The organism is Mycoplasma struthionis, from assembly GCF_003855455.1.
Classification (GTDB): domain Bacteria; phylum Bacillota_I; class Bacilli_A; order Mycoplasmatales; family Metamycoplasmataceae; genus Metamycoplasma; species Metamycoplasma struthionis.
Map to the genome: position 1 here is coordinate 218,534 of NZ_CP034044.1, position 26,166 is coordinate 244,699.

Annotated in this window: 25 protein-coding genes; 20 read left to right on the forward strand and 5 right to left on the reverse strand. The window is 25.9% G+C overall.

Translation table 4 applies throughout. The annotated features are described in order from the left end of the window. Position 1 precedes the first annotated feature (1 nt). The 3 genes from EGN60_RS00830 (at position 2) to EGN60_RS00840 (ending at position 2,644) form a co-directional block, all read left to right on the forward strand. A complete protein-coding gene (locus EGN60_RS00830; RefSeq protein WP_124724214.1) occupies positions 2-1,915 on the forward strand; it encodes a M13 family metallopeptidase in 1,914 nt (637 codons plus the stop codon). Between the two features lie 61 nt (positions 1,916-1,976). Further along, complete coding sequence (locus tag EGN60_RS00835; RefSeq protein ID WP_124724215.1) at positions 1,977-2,240, forward strand: variable surface lipoprotein; 264 nt, start codon at positions 1,977-1,979, stop codon at positions 2,238-2,240. Then, complete coding sequence (locus EGN60_RS00840; RefSeq protein ID WP_124724216.1) at positions 2,198-2,644, forward strand: hypothetical protein; 447 nt, start codon at positions 2,198-2,200, stop codon at positions 2,642-2,644. Before EGN60_RS00835 ends, EGN60_RS00840 begins: the two co-directional genes overlap by 43 nt. A 15-nt stretch (positions 2,645-2,659) precedes the next feature. Here EGN60_RS00840 and EGN60_RS00845 read toward each other — a convergent pair whose 3' ends face one another. Continuing rightward, positions 2,660-3,562: a nucleotidyltransferase gene (locus EGN60_RS00845; protein WP_124724652.1), complete on the reverse strand. Its 903-nt coding sequence runs from the start codon at positions 3,560-3,562 to the stop codon at positions 2,660-2,662. Positions 3,563-3,966: 404 nt separating this feature from the next. Between EGN60_RS00845 and EGN60_RS00850 the strand changes: the two genes are divergently transcribed. The 10 genes from EGN60_RS00850 to EGN60_RS00895 all read left to right on the forward strand — a co-directional run bounded on the left by EGN60_RS00850 (position 3,967) and on the right by EGN60_RS00895 (position 16,669). Further along, on the forward strand, positions 3,967-4,989 hold the full coding sequence (locus EGN60_RS00850; protein WP_124724217.1) for a variable surface lipoprotein: 1,023 nt from the start codon (positions 3,967-3,969) through the stop codon (positions 4,987-4,989). 138 nt (positions 4,990-5,127) lie between these two features. Next, complete coding sequence (gene mnmE, locus EGN60_RS00855) at positions 5,128-6,471, forward strand: tRNA uridine-5-carboxymethylaminomethyl(34) synthesis GTPase MnmE (protein ID WP_211324458.1); 1,344 nt, start codon at positions 5,128-5,130, stop codon at positions 6,469-6,471. A gap of 2 nt (positions 6,472-6,473) precedes the next feature. Continuing rightward, positions 6,474-7,778 (forward strand): 23S rRNA (uracil(1939)-C(5))-methyltransferase RlmD, encoded by a 1,305-nt coding sequence (gene rlmD, locus EGN60_RS00860; protein WP_124724219.1) that lies wholly within the window; start codon positions 6,474-6,476, stop codon positions 7,776-7,778. Positions 7,779-7,922: 144 nt separating this feature from the next. Further along, a complete protein-coding gene (ftsY, locus tag EGN60_RS00865; RefSeq protein WP_124724220.1) occupies positions 7,923-8,987 on the forward strand; it encodes a signal recognition particle-docking protein FtsY in 1,065 nt (354 codons plus the stop codon). Beyond that, the gene (locus EGN60_RS00870) at positions 8,977-9,207 is read left to right on the forward strand and encodes a sigma factor-like helix-turn-helix DNA-binding protein (RefSeq protein ID WP_124724221.1); all 231 of its coding nucleotides are present in this window, start codon (positions 8,977-8,979) and stop codon (positions 9,205-9,207) included. The genes ftsY and EGN60_RS00870 overlap by 11 nt, the downstream gene beginning before the upstream one ends. Then, entirely contained in the window at positions 9,208-9,996 is a 789-nt protein-coding gene (locus EGN60_RS00875; RefSeq protein ID WP_124724222.1) for a variable surface lipoprotein, read from the forward strand. It abuts the gene before it with no gap. Positions 9,997-10,051: 55 nt separating this feature from the next. Then, positions 10,052-10,786 carry a UMP kinase gene (pyrH, locus tag EGN60_RS00880; RefSeq protein WP_124724223.1) on the forward strand — a complete coding sequence of 245 codons (735 nt, stop codon included), beginning with the start codon at positions 10,052-10,054 and terminating at the stop codon, positions 10,784-10,786. Further along, positions 10,786-11,310, forward strand: a complete 525-nt coding sequence (locus EGN60_RS00885; RefSeq protein ID WP_334198908.1) for a ribosome-recycling factor — start codon at positions 10,786-10,788, stop codon at positions 11,308-11,310. Before pyrH ends, EGN60_RS00885 begins: the two co-directional genes overlap by 1 nt. A gap of 64 nt (positions 11,311-11,374) precedes the next feature. Next, a complete protein-coding gene (locus tag EGN60_RS00890; protein WP_124724224.1) occupies positions 11,375-12,334 on the forward strand; it encodes a phosphatidate cytidylyltransferase in 960 nt (319 codons plus the stop codon). Between the two features lie 9 nt (positions 12,335-12,343). Beyond that, a complete protein-coding gene (locus tag EGN60_RS00895) occupies positions 12,344-16,669 on the forward strand; it encodes a PolC-type DNA polymerase III (RefSeq protein ID WP_124724225.1) in 4,326 nt (1,441 codons plus the stop codon). A gap of 23 nt (positions 16,670-16,692) precedes the next feature. Here EGN60_RS00895 and EGN60_RS00900 read toward each other — a convergent pair whose 3' ends face one another. The 4 genes from EGN60_RS00900 to EGN60_RS00915 all read right to left on the reverse strand — a co-directional run bounded on the left by EGN60_RS00900 (position 16,693) and on the right by EGN60_RS00915 (position 19,756). After that, positions 16,693-17,004 carry a hypothetical protein gene (locus EGN60_RS00900; protein ID WP_124724226.1) on the reverse strand — a complete coding sequence of 104 codons (312 nt, stop codon included), beginning with the start codon at positions 17,002-17,004 and terminating at the stop codon, positions 16,693-16,695. Continuing rightward, positions 16,997-17,842, reverse strand: coding sequence for a DDE-type integrase/transposase/recombinase (locus EGN60_RS00905; RefSeq protein ID WP_124724227.1), 846 nt, complete (start codon positions 17,840-17,842; stop codon positions 16,997-16,999). The genes EGN60_RS00900 and EGN60_RS00905 overlap by 8 nt, the downstream gene beginning before the upstream one ends. Before the next feature lie 10 nt (positions 17,843-17,852). Continuing rightward, on the reverse strand, positions 17,853-18,266 hold the full coding sequence (locus tag EGN60_RS00910; RefSeq protein ID WP_124724228.1) for a hypothetical protein: 414 nt from the start codon (positions 18,264-18,266) through the stop codon (positions 17,853-17,855). A 269-nt stretch (positions 18,267-18,535) separates the two neighbouring features. Then, positions 18,536-19,756, reverse strand: a complete 1,221-nt coding sequence (locus tag EGN60_RS00915) for a cation:proton antiporter domain-containing protein (RefSeq protein WP_124724229.1) — start codon at positions 19,754-19,756, stop codon at positions 18,536-18,538. A gap of 149 nt (positions 19,757-19,905) precedes the next feature. Here EGN60_RS00915 and EGN60_RS00920 point away from each other — a divergent pair, with 149 nt between their 5' ends. The 7 genes from EGN60_RS00920 to EGN60_RS00950 all read left to right on the forward strand — a co-directional run bounded on the left by EGN60_RS00920 (position 19,906) and on the right by EGN60_RS00950 (position 26,159). Then, on the forward strand, positions 19,906-20,430 hold the full coding sequence (locus EGN60_RS00920; protein ID WP_124724230.1) for a hypothetical protein: 525 nt from the start codon (positions 19,906-19,908) through the stop codon (positions 20,428-20,430). Positions 20,431-20,488: 58 nt separating this feature from the next. Continuing rightward, complete coding sequence (gene glyA, locus EGN60_RS00925) at positions 20,489-21,745, forward strand: serine hydroxymethyltransferase (RefSeq protein WP_124724231.1); 1,257 nt, start codon at positions 20,489-20,491, stop codon at positions 21,743-21,745. A gap of 2 nt (positions 21,746-21,747) precedes the next feature. Beyond that, on the forward strand, positions 21,748-22,044 hold the full coding sequence (locus tag EGN60_RS00930; protein ID WP_124724232.1) for a hypothetical protein: 297 nt from the start codon (positions 21,748-21,750) through the stop codon (positions 22,042-22,044). Then, on the forward strand, positions 22,044-23,687 hold the full coding sequence (locus EGN60_RS00935) for a DAK2 domain-containing protein (protein ID WP_124724233.1): 1,644 nt from the start codon (positions 22,044-22,046) through the stop codon (positions 23,685-23,687). Before EGN60_RS00930 ends, EGN60_RS00935 begins: the two co-directional genes overlap by 1 nt. A 17-nt stretch (positions 23,688-23,704) precedes the next feature. Continuing rightward, positions 23,705-24,682 (forward strand): phosphate acyltransferase PlsX, encoded by a 978-nt coding sequence (gene plsX, locus EGN60_RS00940; protein WP_124724234.1) that lies wholly within the window; start codon positions 23,705-23,707, stop codon positions 24,680-24,682. 2 nt (positions 24,683-24,684) lie between these two features. Further along, positions 24,685-25,410: a ribonuclease III gene (gene rnc / locus EGN60_RS00945; protein WP_124724235.1), complete on the forward strand. Its 726-nt coding sequence runs from the start codon at positions 24,685-24,687 to the stop codon at positions 25,408-25,410. Positions 25,411-25,484: 74 nt separating this feature from the next. Beyond that, a complete protein-coding gene (locus EGN60_RS00950; RefSeq protein ID WP_124724236.1) occupies positions 25,485-26,159 on the forward strand; it encodes a BspA family leucine-rich repeat surface protein in 675 nt (224 codons plus the stop codon). Positions 26,160-26,166 lie beyond the last annotated feature (7 nt).

Here is a 26,166-nt window from a genome sequence, read left to right on the forward strand (position 1 = left end):
AATGGACAAAAAATTATTAAAACAAGATTTCTTTGCTGCTGTAAACGGTAAATGAATCGAAAAACACAAAATTCCCGACAATAAAAATGCAATAGGAAGTTTTGAACATATTGATGAAACTTTAACAAAATTAAAATCTCAATTATTAAATAAATGATTAACTGACACAAGTGATATTGAAAACAATAAAGAAATGCTTGAAATGGTTAAATTCTATAAATTAGTTCAAGATTGAGAAACAAGAAAAGAGGCTGGTTTAAAACCTTTATCAAGAATTTTAAACTGACTTGAATCATTTAAATCTTGAGATGATATTAACAAAAACTATTTAGAATTACTTTACAGTGATTTACAAGTTCCTATTATTTTTTCAACAGAAGCTGATTTTAAAAACAGTGATACATATGCGCTTTTCATTAGTGATCCAAAATGTATTTTACCTGAAAAAAATTACTACTCAGATAAAGATAAAAAAGACAAATTATTTGCCATTTGAAGTTCAATGGTTTCAAAATTATTAAAAAAACTTGGAAAATCTGCAGCTGAAGCAAAATCTTTAATTTCTAAAGCTTTAAAATGAGACGTTAGTGCTTCAAAATTATTATTATCAGCTGAAGAATATGCAGTTATGACCAATATTTATAACCCAGTTCCTTTTACTGAAGCAATAAAAGAAGTAACTAAATTTAATTTAGAAAAAATTATTAAGGAAATGATTAACAACAAAAAAATTGATGAAGTTGTTTTAGTTTCAAAAGATTTATTGAAAGCTTATGAAGAATTAATAATTGATGAAAACTTTGAAAACTATAAAGCAATGTTGTATATTTCAACAATTTTAACTTATGCAAAAGTTTTAGATTACAAAACAATCGTTACATCAGAAGAATTTTGAAAATCTATTACAGGTGTTAAAAAAACAAAACCAAAAAACAAATTAGCTGTTAGAATGACTACTGACGGTGTTTACAAAATGGTTTTTGGTAAATACTATGGATTAACTTACTTCGGACCTCAAAACAAAGTTAAAGTTGAATCAATGATTAAAAAAATGATTAACATTTACCAAATTCGTTTAGAAAAAAATGATTGATTGGGCGAAGAAACACGTAAGAAAGCAATTTTAAAACTTTCAAAAATGGGTGTTCAAATAGGATATCCTGAAAAAATTAATTCATATTACTCAGACTTAATTGTTAAAGAATATGACAAAGAAAATGCTTTATTTGAAAACTATTTAGAATTTAACAAAATAATAAACAAATGATATTTAGATCGTTTTGCAACCAAAATTGACAAAGAATTATGATCAATGTCACCAGCAATAGTTAACGCTTATTTCTCACCAACACAAAACAAAATTGTCTTCCCTGCTGGAATTTTACAAGCTCCTTTCTATTCAGAAAAACAAACATCATCACAAAATTACGGTGGAATTGGTGCAGTTATAGCTCACGAAATTTCTCACGGTTTTGATAATAATGGTGCTAACTTCGATGAAAATGGAAACATGATTAACTGATGAACTGAAGAAGATAAAAAACAATTTGAAAAACGCGCTCAAGGAATGATTGAATTATTTGACTCAGAACACGTTGATGCTGGAAAATGTAATGGTAAATTAACTGTTTCAGAAAACATTGCTGATGCCGGTGGTTTAAGTTGTGCTTTAGAAGCTGCTAAAACTGAAGAAGACTTTAGCGCAAGAAAATTCTATATAAACTTTGCAACAATTTGAAGAACAAAATACCGTATTGAAACAGAAAAACTACTTTTAGAAACTGACGTTCATGCCCCTGCTAAATTAAGAACAAACGTACAAATTAAAAACTCAGATGACTTTTATAAAACATTCAAAGTATCTAAAAAAGATAAAATGTATTTAGACCCATCTAAGAGAGTTAAAATTTGATAAAAAAGTGCGTGTGCACTTTTTTTTATTTGTTTGCTATAATTAAATAAATCGGGAGCACACTATGTTTAAAAAAATATTATTAACTTCAATTAGCACATTATCAATTCCTTTTTTAACTATTTCATGTAAACAAGAAATTAAAAAAACACAAAACAATAGTGCTGAAAACAATATAATAAATATCGCTTCTATTAATTCAACCAAACTATTAATAAATAGACAATTAATTACTTTTAAAGATAATTTAGATAATTTAGAAAAAAACATTATGATAAAACTAATTTGCAAAGATTCAAAAATGTTTATTCAGATGCTCAAAACTTAATTACTTCTTCTAGTGATTTAGGACAACTTCAAAAAATGTTGAGTTCATTAACTAGGTTAAATGATTTAACTAGACAACTAAACGAAGAAATAAGAACTCTTGGAGTGTTTACTAAAAGTCCTTTAGAACTAGATTCAGAACAACTTTTAATTCAAATTTTATTTAATATAAGAGTGTGAGAAAAAATTCAAAAGAAATTTCCTAATGATAAAAAAATTAAAGACTTTGTTTCACTTATGCAAGAAATAGAAAAACATAGTTATCACACCCACTATTTAGATTTTGGTTTACAAATGGGAGATGATACTTATTTTGCTTATAAAACACAAATAAATGATTTATATCAACCTTTTATTGCTGAATTAAAAAAATTAAATGTTAATTTACAAGATTATTTAATGTAAAAAGCTAGTGAATAATTAATCACTAGCTTTTATTTTTAAAAGAGTATATAACATAACTCTTTTAATCCTACTGTGAGAATACCTTTTAGAAGTGCATGCTTCAACAAAATCATTATAGTTTTTAGCTTCAATATGTTTTTTAAATAAATTTTCCATACCTTCAGACATTAACTTTATTTTAGCTAATTCTGTATTATCTAAACTTCTTACAATCTCTTGAAATTCTGGATATTTATCTTCTATTTTTAAAAAAGGATATTCTATTTTCATTGGTGTATACATTGAAACATCTTCACCATTTTCTATCATTTGTCTTATTTTAGTAGCTGATGCATATTGATTATTTACTTCTAAAGAACCATGTGAAGCTGTTCTTTTTACACAATTTAATTTAATATTTAAATTGTTAAAAACAATATATTTTGTATACTCTAAACCCAAAATGTCTTGAGGTATATTTTCTTCGCCAATTAATAAACCAAGAGATTCATAAGCAGCTGAAATAAATGACTTACCTTGTTTTAAAACTTTTTTTAAATTTTGATTATAAGTTTCTAGATTATTTTTAATTGCGTTTGCTGCATAAATATATTTATTTATATCATCAGTATCTGAAACACCAAATACTAGTGCATCAATTTTTTTAGTATTTAAAAGTTTAATTGAACCTTCAGCAAAAATGTGAGCTGCTTGAGTTGAGGTTAAAAAATCAAGTTCATAGACTTCAGAAACTCCGTATTCTAAAGCTATTTGTTTTCTTTTTTCAAAAGACACACAAGCTAATTCACCTCTTTGAACATAATCGCATGATAAAGCGACAATTATTTCACAGCCAGGATATAATTCTTTAATTTTATTAATTAAATAAATATGCCCATTATGAAACGGATTAAATTCCGCTATCAAACCAACTCTCATTTTCACCTCTTTTTTTGCATAAATTATAACAAAATACACAAATAAAATTGTTTTGAGAACTAACATTAGTTATAGACATTTTGTTAATAACTTAGTTTTTTAAAATTTTTAAATTTTTTTATATAATAATTAGTCTTATTCTTGGACTAAAAGCCAAAGTTTTAGACAAGAATAATGACAATTTAAATATGTTACTAACAAATATATTATTTCAATTTTATTCTTAATTTAAGGCATTTTTTAACTTATAGACATATAAACACTGTATATTATGATTATTATTTAACTAAACATATTTAAACTTAACAAAACAAAACCCTTTCAAGATCAATTTCTAAAAATTCAATTTGTATATAAGTTATAATTAAATAGAATATTATAAATAATAAAAGGATTAAATATATATGAAAAAAAGCAAAATATTATTAACTTTAAGTTCTTTAACAGTTTTAGCTTCTACTCCTTTAGTTGCTATAGCGTGTAAAGAAACTAAAAATAAAAAAATAGATTCTACAAATGAAGATCACAACAGTAGAACTGTAGAAGAAAAAGATAATAAAAGATCAGCAGGAGATATTGTAGCAACTCCTAGCACAAAAATAGAAAAGAAAGCAAAAGAAGGAAGTTCTTCTGGTTCAAATGAGTCAAAAGAGGCTTCTAAGCCCGTAAATAAACCAGAAGCTACAAATACACCTTCAGGCAAAGAAACAGGCTCACAAGGTGCTTCAAATGAAAATCAAGCAGGTAATACGAGAGTTCAAGGTGATGCACCAGCTGCGGAAAGTACTGATTCCACAAATTCAACTTTATCAGATGCAGAATTACAAAAGAAATTTAAAGAAGAATTTGGTGATGATAATTTAGAAGACGGTATTACTTTATATAGTGCAAAAATAGAATCATTAATTAAATTTAAAGAAGCAGATGCCACACTTTTAAAAGAAGATAAACCTGCTATTGAAAAGTTAAAAGCTGAATTAGCTTTAATTAAATCGGATAAGGCAAATGGTTTAAAACATTTCAAAACCATGTACACAGGGTATGACAAAATGGATAAAGAAGTGAAAAAAAACCTAGAAACTTTATTTAATAAAGGTGGAAAATATACAATAGAAGGCAATTACTCATTTGATAAAATTTACAAAGTTTTAAATACAAATAATGATGCAATACAAGCATTGGTAGATGCTAGAACAGCTGAAAAAATAGAAGGCCAAGAACCTATGGAAGTATTTCAATTATTAGGTGATTTTGTTGAAAATTATAAAAGAAAAACTGAGCAATCAACTCCAGATTTAATGGCGTACGGACATGGTACAACAGTAAAAAGAAGTTCTATAATTGATAAATATAAAGTAGTTTATAAATATTTAATAGGTAAAGACGCTCCGGCTAGTTATAAATACAAAAGCTTAGAAACAGAATAGTAATATATGAACCTTTAGTTTTTTAAACTATTGGTTTTTATTTTATTTTTAAATTAATTAAAAGACTAAAAAAACTTAAAAATTCAATAACTTTTTTCAATTTTTAACGTAAAAAAATTAAACTAGTATAATTTACTTATGGTAATAAATGATACAATAGCAGCTATTTCATCAGGCAATATAAATCAAGCAATTTCAATTATTAGAATATCAGGACCTGATGCAATTAATATAATTAAAAAAATATATACAGGAAAAATAGGTAGTGACAAAACTATAACTTATGGAAATATCATCGACAACAGAACAAATAAAGTTGTTGATGAAGTTTTAATTAACTTTTTTATAGGAAATAAAAATTATACAGGCGAAGACACTGTTGAAATTAATGCTCACGGTGGCGTAATTGTAACTAATAAAATTTTAAATTTAATTTTAGCTAATGGCGCAAGGTTAGCTCAAAGAGGCGAATTTACAAGAAGAGCTTTTTTAAACGGTAAGATTTCATTAGATAAAGCAGAAGCTATTAATAATTTAATTCACGCTAAAACAAACAAACAAGCTGAAATTGCTATTACTCAATTTAACGAATATGATAAGGGTATAATTGAAAGTTTAGAAAATGAATTAACTAACATTATTTCAATTGTTGAAATTAACATTGATTATTCAGATTATAACGACATTGAACAAATGGACCACAATAAACTTTTAAAATTAGTTACAAACTTTAAATCAAAATTAGATGTTATTTTAACTAAATCAGAAAATGCAAATGATGTATATAGAGGAATTGATGTTGCTATAGTGGGAAATCCTAATGCTGGTAAATCATCTCTTTTAAATGCATTATTAGGTAAAGATAAAGCAATTGTAACTAATATACCAGGAACAACTAGAGATTTAGTTGAAGGTGAATATATTATTAATGGAATATTATTTAGATTAATTGATACAGCAGGAATTAGAGAAACTAAAGATGAAGTTGAGTCAATAGGAATCGAAAAATCTAAAGAAGCCATTAATCAAGCAAAGATTGTTGTACATCTTTTTTCACCAGATAATGAGATTAATCAAGAAGACAAAATAATAGAAGAATTATCAAAAAATAAACAATATATTCCAGTAATGAATAAAGTTGATTTATTGTCTTCAGAAAAAGAATACCCAAAAGATAAGGTATGTATTTCTGCAAAAAATCAATATTTATGAGAACTTAAAAACGCTTTAGTAAAAAAATACTTAAGTATAGATTTAGATGATCCTGAGATTTTATATAATACAAGAAAGCTTGGATTATTAAAACAGGCAAGTTTAAATTTACAAGAAGTAATTAATGGTTTAAATAATGGATTTGGACCTGAAGTTGTTATTTTAGATTTAACAAAAGTATGACAAAACATAAGAGAAATCTTAAATAAAGAAAATGACAACGAAGCACTATTAGACAATATGTTTAGCAAATTTTGTTTAGGGAAGTAGTTATGGAATATAAAAAGAATGATATTATTAAAAACTTTATAGCAACTGAATTAACTTATGAAGGTTATGGGACCAATAGAGATTATGATAAATTAATTTTAGTTGAAAATTTATTAGAAAATGAAGAAGCTGATATTCAAATAATAAAAGCAACTTCAAAAATTGTTTATGCAAAAGTTTGTAAATTAATTAAAAAATCAAAATTAAGAAAAGAAACAGAATATCCTGAACTTTTAGCAAGTGGTGCAGCTTTATTAAGTAATATGGATTATGAAAATCAAGTTGCTTTTAAACAAGATATAGTTAATAAATTGTTTTTAAGAAACTTACCTAATTTAAAAGTTCTTGATATTATTAAATCTAAAAAAGAATTTTGATATAGAAATAAAATTAAGTTAAATGTAATTAAAAAAAGAAATAAATTTATTTATGGTTTTTTTGAAAAGAAAAGTCATAATTTAGTTGAGCAAGAACATTTATATTTAGCTCACAAAGAAATTGATAATTTATTTTTAAAAATTAAAAAATTATTTGCAAAACATGAAGCTTCAATAGCCTTAGATAATTTTGAAATGACTTTAAAACATTCAAAATTTACTAAAGAATTACAATTAATTATTGAACACTCTAATGATTATGTATTTCCTGAAAATATCATTCTTGAATTAGAACAAATAAAAAACTTAGTTTCATTTATTCAAATAACTGAAAAAGAAACAAGAATTTTATTTGGTGCTAAAGATTTAGTTTTTAAAACAAAAAACAATATTTATAAAGTAGCTTATGATGCTTTTTATCAAATTAATGATGAGCAAACAGAAAAACTTTATGATCAAGTTTTAAAAAGAATAAAAAATAAAGATTTAACAATTTTAGATGCTTATGCAGGTGTTGGAACAATAGGTCTTCATGCTGCAAAAAAAGCTAAAAAATTAATATCAGTTGAAATAAATAAAAATGCATCTATAGCAACTGAAATAAATGCAAATTTAAATGCATATAATAATATTGAATTTATTAATGAAGATAGTGAAATATGTTTTAAAAAGATGCTTTCTGAAAATAAACATATTATTGATTTAATAATTTTTGATCCCCCAAGAGAGGGAATGAATAAAAGCATTATTGATATTGTTTCAAAATTAAAAATCAAACAAATAATTTATGTAAGTTGTAACCCACATACAATGATAAGAGATCTAAAAGATTTTGAAGAAAAAGGATATGAAATTGGGGACATTAAACCGATTGATATGTTTCCACAAACACCTCATATTGAAACTATTTGTTCTTTAAAACTTAAATAAAATCATTTTATTATAAAGCCTACTATTTTAAAAATAGTGGTTTTTTTATTATTTAAAATACTAATTTTTTCTCTTTGTTTTCTTAAGATTCTTTTATTTCAACATTATTATGTTATTATTAATAATAATATTTGTGAGGTAACTATGGGCTTTTGAAATAATTTAAAAGAAAAACTTTTTGGAACTAAAGAAGAAAGAATTGCTAAAAAACAAGAGAAAATTGCACTAAAAGAACAAAAGCAAATTAAAAAAGAATTAGAAAAACAAAACAAGCTTGGAAACTATGTTGCTGGTTTGGCTAAATCTAGTGATTCTTTTACTGAAAGTATTAAACAACTTCAAAATAAACACAATAAAATAGATGAAGAATTTTTTGAAGATCTTGAAGAAATTTTAATAATGTCAGATATTTCAATGAAACTAGTTTCAATAATTATTGATGAATGTAAAAATGAAGTTAAAAAAGAAAATATACAAGATCCTAAATTAATAAATGAAATTATTGCTGACAAACTATTTACAATTTATGCTAATAATTCAATTTTAGATACAACTTTAAATGTTGAAAACAATAGAATAAATGTTATTTTAGTTGTGGGAGTGAATGGTTCTGGTAAAACAACATCAATTTCAAAAATATCTAAAATGTTAATTAATGAAGGTAAAAAAGTTTTAATAGCAGCTGGAGATACATTTAGAGCAGCCGCTGTTGAGCAACTTGAAATATGAGCTAATAGAGTTGGAGCTGATATTGTTAAACCACAAGAAAATGAAACCGATCCAGCAGCAGTCGTTTATAGAGCTATTGATAAAGCTCAACAAGAAAAATATGATGTTTTAATTGTTGATACAGCTGGAAGATTACAAAATAAAGTAAATTTAATGAATGAATTAGCAAAAATAAATCGTGTTTTAGAATCAAAAATTCCTGGCGCTCCTCATGAAAGTTTATTAGTATTAGATGCGACAACTGGACAAAATGGTATTTTACAAGCAAAAGCCTTTATTGAAGCTACACCTTTAACAGGTATTGTTTTAACTAAAATGGATGGAACATCAAAAGGTGGAATTATTTTTACAATAAAAGATGAAATTAATCTAGCAGTTAAATTCATTGGTTTAGGAGAAAAAATTGATGATTTAGCAGAGTTTGATTTATATTCATATATTTATGGTCTAACTAAAGGATTAAATGAAGATGGCGAATAATGATTTAGACAAAAGAGAACATTACTTAGATCTATTTGAAAAATATGAAAACTTTTTATCAAAAGGTCAAAAACAAGTTTTACAATTATATTTTTTTGAAGACCTTTCAATAACCGAAATTGCTGAAGAATTAGCAATGACTAGAAGTGGTGTTCATGATGCTTTAACAAAAGGAAGAGATAAGTTAGACAAAATAAATGAAAAAATGAAAGGAAACTAGATGTTAAAGAAATTTAAACTACTATCAATTTTGTTAACACCTGCTTTTTTAGCAACTCCTTTAGTTGCTGCTTCATGTCAAGACACAAAAAAAGATGAGGTAATTAATAAAAAAGAAAACACAAATACTGATGAAACTTCAAAACAAGACAATAAAGAAAACACTAGTGTTTCTAGCGATTCAAGTAATGTAACAAGTAATAACGAAAATAATAATACTCCAAACAATGAAGTTGAAGCATCGCAAAACGATATTGCTAAAGAAATAACTATTAAACCTTTAAATGGTGAAATAAAATCATTAGACACTGTTTTAGGTGAATTAAAAGCTGAAAAAGCAAAAGAATATGAACCAAATGCTGAATCAGTTTCAAGAGTTTTGGATTTAGTTACTGATGCAGCCTTAACATTAGCTCAACCATTTAATGAACTTATATTTGCAATTGAACAAAATCCTGATCAAGTTCCAGTTGAAGGGTTGATTCCATGATTTAAAACATCTGCCACAGGTAAGGCTGTTGTTAATAGAATAAAAACTAAATTAGGTGAACTGCCAGAAGAAGAAGTTAATAAATACACTGAAGTTTTTAAAACTGTTTTTGCGTTATTTCAAAAACAAGGTAACCTAGAGCAAAATGAAGAAATAATAAATTTAGTAAAAGCTAAAAAAACAGAAGCAATAAATAAATTTAGAAAAATATATGGTGTCAGTGATGATACAATAGCCACAGCATTTGCGCTTGCAAATGACTACTTAAGCAGTGGTGAATTTATAAATGTTAATAAATAATAGTTTATAATTATATAAGCAAAATAAGCGTGCCCAGCGCATAAAGTGAGGTAACATGGCATACAAAAGGGTCTTAATAAAACTGTCTGGAGAAGGATTAGCTAATAAAGATAAACACTTAGCAATAGATTATGAATTAGTTGAGAAATTTGCTAAACAATTAAAATTAATAACATCTCAAAATATTGAAGTTGCAATAGTTGTTGGTGGTGGTAATTTCTGAAGAGGAACTAGCGCCGCAAAAAATGGTATCGGTAGAGTTAGAGCAGATAATATTGGTATGTTAGCAACCACAATGAATGCTTTAGCTTTACAATCTGGTTTTGAAAGTAATGATGTTCATTGTAGAGTTTTATCAAGCTTAACAATGGATTCAAAAATTTGTGAAACATATATTAATGAAAAAGCTAAAAAATATTTAAAAAACGGTGAAGTTGTAATTTTTGCTGGTGGTACTGGAAGACCATTTTTTACAACTGATACTGCTTCAACATTGTTTGCTTCTGAAATTGGAGCTGATGCTATTTTAATGGGTAAAAATAATGTTGATGGTGTATATGACAGTGACCCTAAATTTAATAAAAATGCTAAAAAATTTGATAAGATAACATACGATGAATTAATCGAAAGAGAACTGGCTGTTATAGATATTACAGCAGCTTCAATGGCAAAAGCCAACGATATTGATATAATTATATTTGATATTAACGAGCAAGACGCTTTAATAAGAGCTATTAATAACCAAATTCCTAACACTATAATTACTAAAGAAATTAAGGAGTCTAAATAATGGAACTGAACAGTTACTTACAAAAATTTCACGAAGAAGTGGAAAAAACAACAAACAATTTTGAAAACCAAATTACTAAAATTGCTGTAGGTCGTGCTAATCCTGCTTTAATTAATAAAATTAAAATTAATTATTATGATTCAATTATTTCTCTTGAAGAAATTGCTTCAATCTCAGTAGCTAGCCCTTTACAATTATTAGTAAAACCATATGATATGGGTGTTATTAAAACTATTGAAAAAACAATTTTAGATCAAAAATTAAATGTTTCTATTGCTAACGAAGGACATCAATTAAGATTAACATATCCTCAAATTACAACAGAAAAAAGAGTAGAAATGACAAAACAACTTGGAGCACTAGTTGAACAAGCTAAAGTTGGGGTCCGTCAAGCTCGTCAAGATGTAAATAAATTAATTAAAGCTGATGAAGAATTGTCAGAAGATTTACAAAAAAATTATTTAGATAGTATTCAAAAGAAGTTGATAAAGCCATCGAAAAAGTGACTGAAATTGGTAAAGTAAAAGAAAAAGATTTATTAACTGTATAAGCGAGCAAATCGCTTATTTTTTATATATAATTTAAGTTATGAAAAACATAATCCAAAGAGGCCGTTCGGCAATTATTTTATATGCGATACTAATTCCATTTTTTTTATTGACTTTTTTTGGTCAAAGATCAGGAAGAATTATTGGTTTAGGTTTTTTTATTGTTTTTAGTAATTGAGCTCTTTATGAAGTTATTAAACACAATAGATTACCTATATGAGCAAATTTAATATTATTACTCACTTCAAACATTATTTGAATATTTCCAACTCAGTTTTATTTAACAAGTGCTCAGAATCCAAATATTTTTTGAGACACAGATAAAGTTTCTTTAACCACCGATAATTTATTAAAAACAATATATAAAGATGGTTTTTTAGGTTCAAATAGCAGATTTGCTAGCATTGAATTTTATGTTTTAGGAATTGTTAACATAGCTTTCTTTTTTATATTTTTTAAAAGTCAAAAAAACAAAAAGTTTTTTAGTTCAGCAATGTCTATAACAGCTTTTGCAACTTTTATAATTCCAATATTTTTAAAAGTTTTATTTATTTTAAATGCTGCAAATATTTATTTACTATTTTGTGTTTTTATAATTCCAATGGTAACTGATACAGCTGCATATTTTGGTGGTAAGTTTTTAGGACATAAACTTTTTAAAAGAAAATTTGCCCCAAAAATTAGCCCTAAAAAAACTTGAGAAGGTGCTATTATTGGTTACCTATGTGGAGCTTTATTTGTTTTTATAGTAATGTATATTGGAAAACTAACGAATAATTTTCAATTTACTTTTTATTTTAATTACAAACAAATAATAACAGCAGTAATTTTGCTACCAATTTTATCAACTGTTGGTGATCTTGTTTTTTCAGCAATGAAAAGAACATTAGAAATAAAAGATTTTTCAAATCTAATTCCAGGACACGGCGGACTAATGGATCGTTTTGACTCTGTTTCTTTTGTTACAATAGGCGCTACTATAATTTTATTAATTAACTAATGAGGATATATGAGAGTAGAAGATGAATCTTTTAAAAAACTTTGTGAAGAAATAAATATTAAATATAATTATTCAGACTTTCAAGGAGTGAGATTAACTTCTGTTGAAGTAGATGATCAAAACAATTTATTTTTTAATTTAAATTTTGATACTCATATTGATATACAAGTTTATAAAAAATTTATTAATGCTTTAAAAGAAAAAGTTCCAAATGCTCAACTTGTTTTAACTATTGATACTATTTTAAGAGATAAAAAAACAATTTGTGATTACTTTAATTATGTTGCTAATACCAACATGACTGTTTTTAAAAGATATGCTCAACACATTAATCCAAACAATATTGAATTAACTGAAGATGAACTAATTGTTAATTTAGTAATTGATGAAGTTTTTGATTTTTTTAAACAAAAACAAGAAGAATTTAAAAAAGCCTTAGACATAATAGGCTATGGTTTTTATAGAGTAATTTTTAAGAGAGTTGAAGCTTCTGCCGATTTAAAAAATCAAAATATAAATGAGTTACTTAACAAAGCCCAAGTAGTTCATGAAAGATTTTTAAAAGAAGAAAAATTAGAAGAATCAAACAATAAAAACAATAATTATAAAAGATCATCTTCAACAAATAAATTTGTAAGTATTCCTCTAGATGAAGCTAATGCAAATTATGCTAATATGGCAATTAATGTAAAAGGGGAAATTTTTAGCTTAGATTTAAGATCAGTTAGAAATAATAAAAAAATTCTAACACTTCAAATATCAGATTATAAAGAAGCTAGAACTGTTAAAAAATTTTATAATGAAGATGAAGAAGTTGCTGATTTAAAAGTTGGTGATGCTATTTATGTTACCGGTAGATTGGTTGAAGATCAATTTACTAATAATAAATGAGTAATAATGGCTTCAGGTAAAGATTGATATGTTAAAACAGAAGGCTATCAAAAATTAAATGAAGATACAGAACCTGAAAAAAGAATTGAGTTAGCTTTAAGATCAAATATGAGTACTCAAGATGGTATTTCAAGTCCTGCAGAGTATTTAGAAGCTGCAAAATTTTATGGTCATGAAGCAATGGCTATTACTGATTTAGATGATGTTCAAAGTTTTCCCGGCTTTTATAATTTAATGAAAAAAAATAAAGGTATAAAACCAATTTATGGTCTAACTATAAACACAGTTGATTCAGATAATAGAGCTTTTTATAACTTTAAAGATTTTGATTTAAGTTCACAAGAATATGTTGTATTTGATATTGAAACAACAGCATTGAGTCCAAGATTTGGTGAAATAATTGAATTTGGTGCCACAGTTTTAAAAGACAATTTAGTATTAGAAAAAATTCAATTTTTTATTAAAGCTTCAAAACCACTAAAAAGTAAAACTATTGAATTAACTAAAATTAATGATGAAACTCTAAAAGATGGATTTGAAATTAAAGAAGGTATTAAAAAAATCTATGATATTTTAAATAATAGAATATCAGTTGCTCACAATGCTGGATTTGATATTAACTTTTGTAAACAAAAATTTGAAGAACAAGGATTAGATACTAAAAATATTTTTGGTCTTGATAGCATGATAGTATCTCAAATTTTAGATGGTGATCAAATGAGACATAACCTTGGCTCAGTTGCAAAAAGACATAATGTTGTTTATGAAGCTGAGGTAGCCCACAGAGCCGATTATGATGCTAACGTTTTAGCAAATGTTTGAATCAAAATGATTTCAAGACTAGCTTTAGAAAAAAATATTCACACAGCTAAAGAGTTAAGAGATTTGAAATCTGAAAGTGTTTTAGGAAAACGTCATGGACTTGAAATAAGAGTTTTAGCTAAAAATCAATCTGGACTTAAAAAATTATTCAAGTTAGTTTCTAAAGGATTAACAGAAGATTATAATCAAGGTGCTAAATTACATTTTGATGAGTTAGTAAAAGATTCTGATTTATTTTATGGTTCTTCTACACATCAATCAAGATTATGAGATGAAGTCTTTTTTGGGTCTAATGAAAATATTGAAAAAGAATTAGAATTTTATGACTATATTGAATTTCCACCAATTTCAAGTTTTGAATATCTTCTTGAAGGAGATAGTTTAACTTACGAAGATTTAGAATTTGCTTATAAAGATTTAATTAAAAAAGCTAAAAGAAAAAATAAATTGTGTGTAGCTGTTTCAGATGCTAGATATACTTTTGATTTTCAACAATTGATTCATGAAATATATGTTAATGAACCAACATTAGGTGGTGGAAGACATTGATTGAAAAGATCAAATAAAGAAATAGCTTTTAAATACCTTAATACTCAAGAAATGCTTCGAGAATTTAAATTTTTAGAAGATATATATTTAATAAAAGAACTTGTAATAGAAAATCCAAAATATATTGCAAGCCAAATAGATGGAGATATTGAGGTTATTAAAAATCAACTTTATGTTCCCGAATTTGATGACTCTCCAACTAAACTTAGAGAATTAGTTTATGAAACACTACATAAAAAATATGGCGACAATCCTGATCCTTTAATTGTTTCAAGAATAGAAAAAGAATTAATTCCTATTATTAAATATGGATATTCAGCAATTTATTGAATAAGTCATAAATTAGTAAAAAGAAGTAATGATGATGGTTATTTAGTAGGTAGCCGTGGTTCTGTTGGTTCATCTATAGTTGCTAATCTATCAGGTATTTCTGAAGTTAATCCACTAGACCCTCATTATTTATGTGAAAATTGTAAATATTTTGAATGAAATCAAAACGCTAAATATTTTTCAGGTTGAGATTTACCTGAAAAAAATTGTCCAAAATGTAATAGTAAATTATCAAAAGATGGTCATAGCATTCCTTTTGAAACATTTTTAGGTTTTAATGCTGATAAAGTTCCTGATATTGATTTAAATTTTAGTGGTCAATATCAACCAACAATTCATAATTATGTAAAAGAATTATTTGGTGAAAATCATACTTTTAGAGCTGGAACTATTTCAACAGTTGCTCAAAAAACAGCTTTCGGTTTTTGTAAAAAATATGAAGAAGAAAAACAACTAAATAAAGAAGAGCCTTGAAGTAAAGAGTTTTTAGAATTTTTAGCAACTAAAACAGCTGGTGTTAAAAGAACAACGGGACAACACCCTGGTGGAATTATAATAATACCTAAAACATTTGATGTTGAAGATTTTACACCTGTAAACTTCCCTGCAAATGATGTTGAAAGTACTTGAAAAACAACGCATTTTGATTTTGAATCTATTCATGATAACGTTTTAAAACTTGATTTACTAGGGCATGATGATCCTACAGTTATTAGAATGTTAGAAGATTTAACAAATACAAATGTTAAAGAAATTCCTAAATTTGATGAAGATGTAATGAAACTTTTCTATAGTACTGAATCTTTAAAAATTAAACCAGAAGATATTAGTAATGAAACTACAGGTGCTTATGGACTTCCAGAATTTGGAACAAACTTTGTAAGAAGAATGTTGAAGGTTGCTAAACCTAAATCATTTAATGATCTTATTTTAATGTCGGGATTAAGCCATGGTACTGATGTTTGAGCAAATAATGCTGAAGAATTAGTTAAACAAGGCTTTGAATTAAAAGATTGTGTTTGCTGTAGAGATGACATAATGAGAGAGTTAATAAACTACAATATCGATGATTTAGAAGCATTTAAAATAATGGAAAAAGTAAGAAAAGGTAAAGGTTTAAGTGAACAAGAAGAAAATATGCTTTTAGAAAAAAATGTTCCACTTTGATATATCTCTTCTCTTAAAAAAATTAAGTACATGTTTCCTAAAGCTCATGCTACAGCTTATGTAATTATGGCTTGAAGAATTGCTTGATATAAGCTTTATCATCCACTTCCTTTTTATGCTTCATATTACACAAATAGACCCGATTCAATTGATATAGAAGTTATGTCAAAAGGTAAGGCAGCTGTTACTCAGAAACTAATTGAATTAAGAAATAGATTAAATTCTAAAAATGATAAATTAAGTACTAAAGAAGAAGGTTTGATTCCTACTTTAGAAATTACAGAAGAATTATATGCAAGAGGTTTTAAAATCAAACTAGTTGATTTAGAAAAATCATTAGCTAATAGTTGAATAATAGATTATGAAAATAAAGCTCTTATAGCTCCATTTAATGTTGTTGATGGTCTTGGTCAAGCTGTTGCCGATACAATTGTTGAAGCAAGAAATCAAGAAGGTTTTCGTTCAATTGAAGATTTATCAGAAAGAACAAAAGTTAACTCAAAAATTTTAAAAGAGCTTAGAAGATTAACAATTCTTGATAATCTTGATGAAACAGATCAAACAAATTTATTTTAAAATTCTAATTAAAAATAAAAGGACTAGTTTAATTCTAGTCCTTTTAGTTCATTAAGTTGATTTTCAAATACATTTTTTAAATTCTTTTCATTTAAATCATGGTTTATTCCATTAGCTGCTAATGCTGATATTCCAACTATAAAAAATAAACCTGAGGCAATGTAATTACTATATAAAAAATTTGAAATTCAATTAATGCTTTTGCGTTTTTTGAGTAAAGCAAATAATAACATTGTTAGAATTGAAACACCAAATAAGCCTGCAAAAGTTAAAAACACATAAAATAAAATATCTGTTTTAAATGAAACATATATTAGGATAAAAAATTTAGACACAAAACGCTATATGTTGATTAACAGCATATGGCGTTTTATATTCCATATTCAATTGTGGCCTATCTAAGTTATATCAAACCACAAATTTGTTAACTATATTATACACATTTAATAAATTCATTTTACTGGTATCGTAAAAATCGAATAATTCTCTTTGAAAAATTGAAAACAAATATTCCGAAGGTCTATTAGCTAATGAATTCCCTTTTGGTGACATAGATTGTTTAATGTTGTTGGTTTTTAAAAAGTCGCTAAATTTATTATTTGCATACTCTATACCATGGTCGCTATGAAAAATTTGAGGTTTTATTTTAAATTTCTTAATGGTTTCATCTAATAATTTAATAGTTGAATCAGCGGTTCTTTCTTTTGACAATGTTCAGTTTAAAATTGAATTTGAAAATGTTTCAGTTAAAACATGTAAGTAGTTTCATTGTTCTTTGACTCTTACATATTTAATATCCGCATGAATTGTTTGAGCGAAAAAAGATGATGAAAAATCTCCTTTTAAAAAGTCATCAGTTCATATTTTATCGTATTTAGCTTCTTTCGGTGGTCTTGATTTGTTTGAACGCACATATGACAAAGATTTATATTGACTTTTTTCATAATTTATTCTAAAAACATATGAAGAAACATATTTTTTTGTTGATCTTATATATTTATAATAGAGTTTGTCCCTACCTATAACTAATCCTGATTTTTCAGCTTCTGCTAAAATCCAATCAATAATTTCTTGTTTAATATATTTTTCTTTAGAATCTTTTTTTTGTTTTTTAAGATAGTTAGAGTAAATAGAAGTTTTGTTTATATTAAAGATTTCCACTAGAATTTTCATTCTGCAGTTTTTAATATTTTTTTTCGTCTTTTCTTTTCTTAACTTTCTCAATTATATCTGAATTTGTTATCCCATGCTCTTCTAATATTTCTTCTAAGACATCTTGATAAAATTGTCTTTCATATTCATTTAAGTCATTTATGCTTATTTTTCTTTTTCGACCTGATTTACCTTTTTTTGGAGCAATTCCCGTTTTAGATTTGAGTAATTCCATATCTAAATTATACAAGTTGTATCAATCTGTAATTAGCATTTTGGCATATTTAAATGGGTTTCTTTTATTCTTGTATTTTAAATAATTTTCTTTATATCTTTCTTCTCAGAAATCTTCAACAAAAGTAATCATCGCCATTTCTAAATCTTTTTCAATTAAAATTTTTATATATTTTAGTTTTTGTTCTGCTGTAAACTGTTTTCTTGACATAAAAAAACACATTCCTTTCTTTTAAATGGAATGTGTCTATAAATTTTTATCCTAGTTTATAATTATCATTTTAGCTGTCTTTTTTTTTTTTTGCAAATCGTATTTCAAAAAATAAAAAAATACACTTTTTATTAACAAAATAGAAATTTTTTCAACATTTTTTAACAAAATTCGTTTTTATTATTAAAAACAAAAAATTTTTGAGTTATAAAATCCACTTTTTATTAAATTTAAAAAACTCTTGCTTTCAACACAAGAGTTTTAATATGCTACATTTTTTTAAGTAATTTTGGATAACTTAGATCTAAAATTAATGCAAATGTTGGAGCTGAAAAAATAATTGATATTACTCCAACAACTAACATTATTTCGCCTGATGGAATTCCACTTTGCAAAGGAATAGAAGCTAAAGAAGCTTGAACGGTAGCCTTAGGTAAATATGCAAAAATTGCAAATATTTTTTCTTTTAGCGTTGTTTTTGATTTAATAAAACACAATATTGTTCCAATAGATCTTATTAACATAGCTAAAATTATTAAACCTAAAGATTTTAAATTTAAAATTGTACTTTTTAAATCAAATTTGATATGTGTAATTAAACCAATTAAAGAAAACAAAACAGCTTCAAAAAATATTCAAGAACGTTCTAAATTTTTTGAATAAAATCTTAAATTTTCACTATCATAATTAGCAACATAAATAGATAAAATAAATAAAGATAATAATGAAGCAAAATTCATTTTTATTGAGCTTAATGCCTCTTCAATTCCATATAACGCAAAAGCTAGAATTATTAAAATAATAAGTCTAAATTCTTTTTTTAATTTAGTTGCTTTATAAAATTCAACAACTAAAAAACCTAGTACTATTCCAAGAGCTATAGCTAAAATTATTGAATTAGGTATATTAAATATTTCAAAATAATCAAATGATTTTTTTACTAAATTAGTTTCATTTTTCTTGATATTTAAAAGAACAGAAAACACAGACAAAACAAATATATCATCTAAAGAACTACCTGCCATTATTGTTGAAGGAAGTTTTGAATCTTTTGAATAACCCGCTTCTTTTAGTTTAATCATTCTTGGAACTATAATTGCTGGAGATACTGCTGCAATTATGCAACCTAAAATAGCAGAATCTAAATAACTTAGATTTAAAAGTAAAGGACCTAAAATAACAAAAGCAGTTATTTCAAAAGTAGCTGGAATAAATGATAAAAGTAAAGAAGTTAAACCAATCTTTTTTAACTCATTTAGTTTTAAAGATGTTCCTGATCTCATTAAAATTATAAAAAGTGCAACTCTTCTTAAATGACTCCCTATTTGAAGTAATAAAGGGTTAGTAAAGTTAAACAATGTAGGTCCAAAAATTAAACCAGCTAAAAGATAACCAATTAATTGAGGAAGTTTTATTAATTTAAATAATTTACCAAAAAGAAAAGCACTAAACAAAACTAAAGCAAAGGTTAGAAAAAAATTGTTAATCATAATACCTCCTTTATTTTGTCAAAATCTAATTAAAATTATAACATTTACACAAAAAAGTGTAATTTCTATTCTTTATTGAGTTTATTTATAAATAAAAATTCAATATTTTTGATAAAATAAAAAAGATTTTCAAATAGAAAGGAAAAGAAATGTCTAACAACGCAAAATGAAAAAATAAAAAATTGAATGTTAATAGTTATGTTGAAAAAGATACAACTAAAAAACAAAAACTTGAATTAAGCAGTTCTTGAAAAATTGCTTTAACAGGTTTATTTTTAGTTGTTATTCCTTCTTTTTTAGTAATGGTATTAGCAGGAAATGATGGTTGAGTTTTTAGTCAAACTAAAAATTTCAACCGTTGAGCTGTTCAATTACCAATTGCATTAGGAATGTTTGCTTTTCAATTTGCTATTATTGCCTTATTAGTTTGAAAATTTAAAGTTTTAGAAACTAGATCAATTAGTTTTTTAATACCTGTCGCCTTAGCAATGAATTCATTTATTGTTAGTGGTAATGTTGATGCGTGATTCTGAAGAGTCTTACCAGCAGTAGGACTTGCATTAGTTTCAATTCCAATTTTAATGTTGCATAAAACTGTAAACAGAAGAAAATTAGAAAAACAAAGAAAACTAGATTTAGAAGAAGAAAAAAAGAACAAATCATTATTAGATTAGCACTAAACTTGTAAGGAGTTTAGTTTTATTATTTTATTAACTAAAAGAGAGGTGTAATATGTATCACAAAATTAGTTTAGAAGATAAAGAAATTGCTGAATTAATAGCCCTTGAAAATAAACGTCAAGAAGATCACATTGAATTAATTGCATCTGAAAATTATGTTTCAGAAGATGTTTTAAAAGCAGCTGGTTCATGTTTAACTAATAAATATGGTGAAGGTTATCCCGGGAAAAGATATTATGGTGGTTGTGAATTTGTTGATCAAATTGAAACTATTGCACAAGAAAGAGCAAAAAAACTATTTAATGTTAATTATGTAAACGTTCAACCATATTCAGGTTCAGTTGCTAATGCCGCTATTTATATGGCTTTATTAAAACCAGGAGAAAAAGTTCTTGGTCTAGCTTTAGATTCAGGTGGTCATTTAACTCACGGATATAAAATTTCATTTAGTGGTATTTATTATGAAGCTTATACTTACAAAGTTAATGATGAAGGTCTTTTAGATTATGATGAAATTTTAAAAATTGCTAATGAAGTAAAACCTAAAATGATTATTTGTGGTTATTCTGCTTATTCACAGATTGTTGAATTTGATAAATTTAGAAAAATAGCAGATGAATGTGGAGCTTATTTATTTGCTGATATTTCACATATTTCAGGACCTATTATTGCAGGGCTACATCCTAGTCCAGTTAATTATGCAGACGTTATAATGACTACAACACATAAAACTCTAAGGGGAACTCGTGGGGCCATTATAATGACTAACAATGAAGAAATTGCTAAAAAAATTGATAAAGCAGTTTTCCCAGGAAATCAAGGTGGCCCATTGTTTCATCAAATAGCTGCAAAAGCAGTAAGTTTTGGAGAAGCATTAAGACCTGAGTTTAAAGAATATCAAGAACAATTAATTAAAAACTGTAAAGTATTTTGTGAAACTTTTATTAAAAAAGGAGCAAAGGTAGTTTCAGGTCTAACAAAAAACCATTTATTTATGTTAGATGTTAAAAGTTCTTATAATTTAACAGGTAAAAAAGCTGCTGAAATATTATCAAAAATTAATATTACAGTTAATAAAAATAGTATTCCTAATGACACTGAAAGTCCAATGGTTTCTAGTGGAATAAGATTAGGGACTGCAGCTATGACTTCAAGGGGTTTTCAAGAAGATGAATTTATCATTATTGCTAATTTAATAGATACAGCTTTAAAAAATCCTGAAAACGAATATTTATTATTAGAAATCAAAAAAGAAGTTGCAAAATTAACAAACAAATTTCCAATTAAAAGAAGTTATATAAAGAGATAATTATGAACTTAGTAGAAATAAAAGAAATAATTGATAATGCAATTTCATCAATAGCTGGGATAGTTGAAATAACCCCTTTAGAAGCTGAAAATAATGTAGATTTTGAAAACACAGGTTTAATAGTTAAAACAAATCCAAAACATGAAGATTTAATTGATATAACAATCGGTTTAGTTATCATGAACAACATAAGCGCAAAAAATATAGTTGAAGAAATACATCAAATAGTAACTTATTATTTAGCACAAAAATCACTTTCATTAGGAAGTTTAACAATTTACATCAAAGGAATTAAATAATGAAAAAATTAACAGGAGATATTTGAAGAGCAGCATTGCAATCCGGAATTAATAATATTCTGAATAAAAAATCAGCAATTAATGCTCTAAATGTTTTTCCAGTTCCCGATGGTGATACTGGAACAAACATGGCGGCTACTATTTCAGCTGCTATAAGTCTAAAAGAAGAAAAAGAAAATAACTTAGATGTTCTTTCAAAAAATATAGCATACAATATGCTACTATCTGCACGGGGAAACTCTGGTGTTATTTTGTCTCAAATTTTTAAAGGTTTTTCTAATGGATTTGCTTCAAAAAGTGATGCTAATGCATTTGATGTTGTTAAGGCTTTTGGTGAAGCTGCAAAATCAGCTTATGGTGCGGTTTTAAAACCAATTGAAGGAACTGTTTTAACTGTTATTAGAGAAGTTGCTGAAGGACTAAAAGAAAACATAGTTGTTGATGCAACAATTAATGAAGTATTTAAAGAAGCTAAAGAAATAGCAAGAAAAAGTTGTGATAACACACCTAAATTATTAAAAGTTTTAAGAGAAGTAGGTGTTACCGATTCTGGTGGTGAAGGTTTATATGCCATCATTGAAGGAATGAATGCTTATTTTAATGATAAACCAATTGAATTATTAGAAAATGAAGCTGATGTAAATACATTTATTTCAGACACTGAAGTTTTTGAAGGTGAGTTTGGATATTGTACAGAGTTTATTTTAGAACTTAAAAATCCAAAGAAATTTGACAAAGATTATTTAGTTAAAAAACTAGAAAAAATTGGTGGGTCAATGGTTGTTGTTAAAGATGAATCAATTTTAAAAATTCATATTCATACACAAAAACCTGGTGATGCATTAAATTCTGTAAACAGTTTAGGTCAGTTTTTAAAAGTTAAAATTGACAACATGACTTTACAAGCAAATGATTCAAAAGAAAACACTAAAAAGAATTCATCAACTACTGCTGACTCTTCACAACCTGCGGCAACCGAAAATAAAGTAGAATGTGCACTTATTTCATGTAATGCAGGTCAAGGTATTATTGAATTAATTAAAGATTATGGTGTTTCTTATGTTGTTGAAGGAGGGCAAACTAATAATCCTTCAATTCAGGATATTGTCACTGCTATAAATAGTGTTAGAGCTAAAAATGTATTTATTTTGCCAAACAACTCAAACATTACTTTATCAGCTCAACAAGCAGCAACAATTGTAAGAGATAAAAAAGTAATTATTATTCCAACTAAATCACAAGCACAATGTTTATCAGTAGCTTTAAACTTTAATGCTGAAAATAGTGCAAAAGAAAATCAAACTTTAATGAATGATGCTTTAAAAAACATTTCATATGGTGAAATTGCACCTTCAGTAAAAGACACTAAACTAAACAATGTAAAAGTTAAAAAAGGTGATTACATGGTTTTAGTTGGAAATGAATTAAAAGACACAGCTTCAACTTATAATGAAGCTGCTAAAAAATTATTAGATAATTTAGTTTCTGAAGATTCACAAATTGTAACTATTATTTATGGACAAGATGCTAGTGAAACTGATGCAAATGAACTTCAAAGTTATATAGAAGTTAACTTTAATATTGAAGTTGAAGTTCATTACGGTGGGCAAACAATTTATCCATATTTAATTTCAGTTGAATAATTAATCTAGGAGTATATATGAAAACAATTGTTTTCGATTTATTAAATGTTGATAATGGTGAACTTGAAGCCATTAAAGCAGCAAAAGAATTTTTAAAAGAAAACAAAGACTACTATTTATATTTAGTAGGAAATCAAGAATTAATAAAAAAAGAATTAAAAGGATTTGAAAATCAAATTGAAATAATTAATTCAGATAAAATAGCACATAAAGTTTTAAGTGTTAGAGATGCCTTAAAAGAAGAAAGTTCAATGCTTACAGCTTTTGAAATCTTAAATGAAAAAGCTGATGCTATTTTAAGCAGTGGTGATAGCGGTTCTTTTATAACCTTATCAACTTTAAAAGTTAAAAGATTACCTGGTATTTCAAGACCTGCTTTTATGCCTATTATGCCTAGTTCTCAAGAAAATAATTTTTTATTACTAGATGCTGGAGCAAACATTGATATTAAAGCTAATTATTTAGTTGAGTGAGCAAGTGTAGCAAAAGAATATTTTGAAATACTATTTAATAAAAAAAGACCTAAGGTTGCAATATTAAATATTGGAACTGAAGACTACAAAGGTAAAGAAGAACATAAAGAAGCTAATGAAATTTTAAAAGCAAACAATCAAGATTTTGATTATTTAGGCTTTGTTGAACCCAAAAACCCATTAAATGGAGAAGTGGATATTTTATTAGCTGACGGGTATGCCGGAAACATATTTTTAAAAACAATGGAAAGTTCTTTTTTAGGTGTAGCTAAAAGACTTAAAAAAATGCTTTTAAGAAATTTTAAAACTAAAATAGCAGCCTTAATACTTAAAAAAGATTTAAAAGCTTTTAAAAAGAGATATGATTATCGCTACGTTGGTGGAGCTTATATTATTGGCTTAAATAAAGTAGTTGTTAAAGCTCATGGAAGCAGTGATGCACTTGCATTCTATAGTGCTTTAAATCAAATAAAAATAGCTTTAGATCACGATTTAATTAATAAATTAAACAAAGAAGAATAATTATGAATACAGATATAGCAGCTAAAAAACAAGTTATAGTAAAAAAAGTAAGCAAAATATTAAAATTAAAAAAACCTTTAAATCAAGAACAAGAAGATTTTTTCCTTGAAGCTTTTGTTCACAAATCAATAACCAATGAAATTAAAAATCTTAAAAATAATGAATATCTTGAATTTTTAGGTGATGCAATTTTACAATATGTTGCTTCTGATATTATTTTTAAAAAATTTAGAAAAATGGAAGTTGGACAAGCAACAAGATTGCGTTCTAAAATAGTAGATACTGATGCTTTATTTAAAATAACACAAGAACTTAATTTATCAAGTCTTTATATAGTTGGTAAAGGTAGCTTTGTAAATGGAATGAGCAATAAAATATTTGCTGATTTATTTGAAGCCTTTATTGGAGCCACATATATGAGTTTTGGTCTAGATTTTACTTATGAATATTTAAATTCTATATTTAATAAATTAATAAATAGTGTTGATTTTGCTATAACTTTAAAAGACCCTAAATCTGTTTTTCAAGAAGTTATGCAAAGCTCTAATATTGGAAATTTAATAGTTTATAAAGATAAAAAAATAAATGAAAAAGAATTTTTTAGTCAGGTTTGCGTTGGCGAAACTGTTTATGGTTCAGGTTCAGGAACTTCAAAGAAAATAGCTCAGAAAAATGCTGCTTTAGATGCTCTTAAAAAAATGAGTATCGATATTGAAACTAAAAAATAAATTTAAAAACTCTCACATTAACACAAAGTTGTAAATTAAGTGTTTGTGTGAGAGTTTTTATTTATAATAATTATATGGAAAATATAAGCAAAGAAAATAATGTAAAGTATTTAAAAGAATTTAGCAAAGAAGAACTTTTAAATTATTTAAAAAATGAAAGTCAACAAACAATTAAATTGAAAGTTAAATCTAAAGAAGAAATTATCGAGGTTGTGTCTTTTGTTAAAGAACAAAACAATATTAATGAAGAAAAAATAAAACTAAATTTTTCTATTTTTGAAGTAAGTGAAGTAAAAGATTTTAGTTATTTATTTAAAACAGTAAATAAGATTTTAAACAATGAGGAATTTAGTTATTTAGGATTGGCAAATTGAGATGTATCTAATGCTACAAATATGGAAGGGATGTTTGAAATATCAAAAGAGTTTAATGAAGATATATCTAATTGAAAAGTACAAAATGTAACTAACATGTCAAGAATGTTTTATGATGCTTGAATCTTTAGCCAAGAAATTAACAACTGAGATGTTTCAAATGTAACTGATATGTCTTACATGTTTTATGGAGCAATATCATTTGATCAACCATTAAACAATTGAAATGTATCAAAAGTAACTGATATGTCAGGAATGTTTTCTGGTGCATGTAACTTTAATAAACCATTAAACAAATGAGACACTTCAAACGTTGAAAATATGCGAGAAATGTTTAGATATGCTGAATATTTTAATCAAAATATTAATAATTAAAATGTAT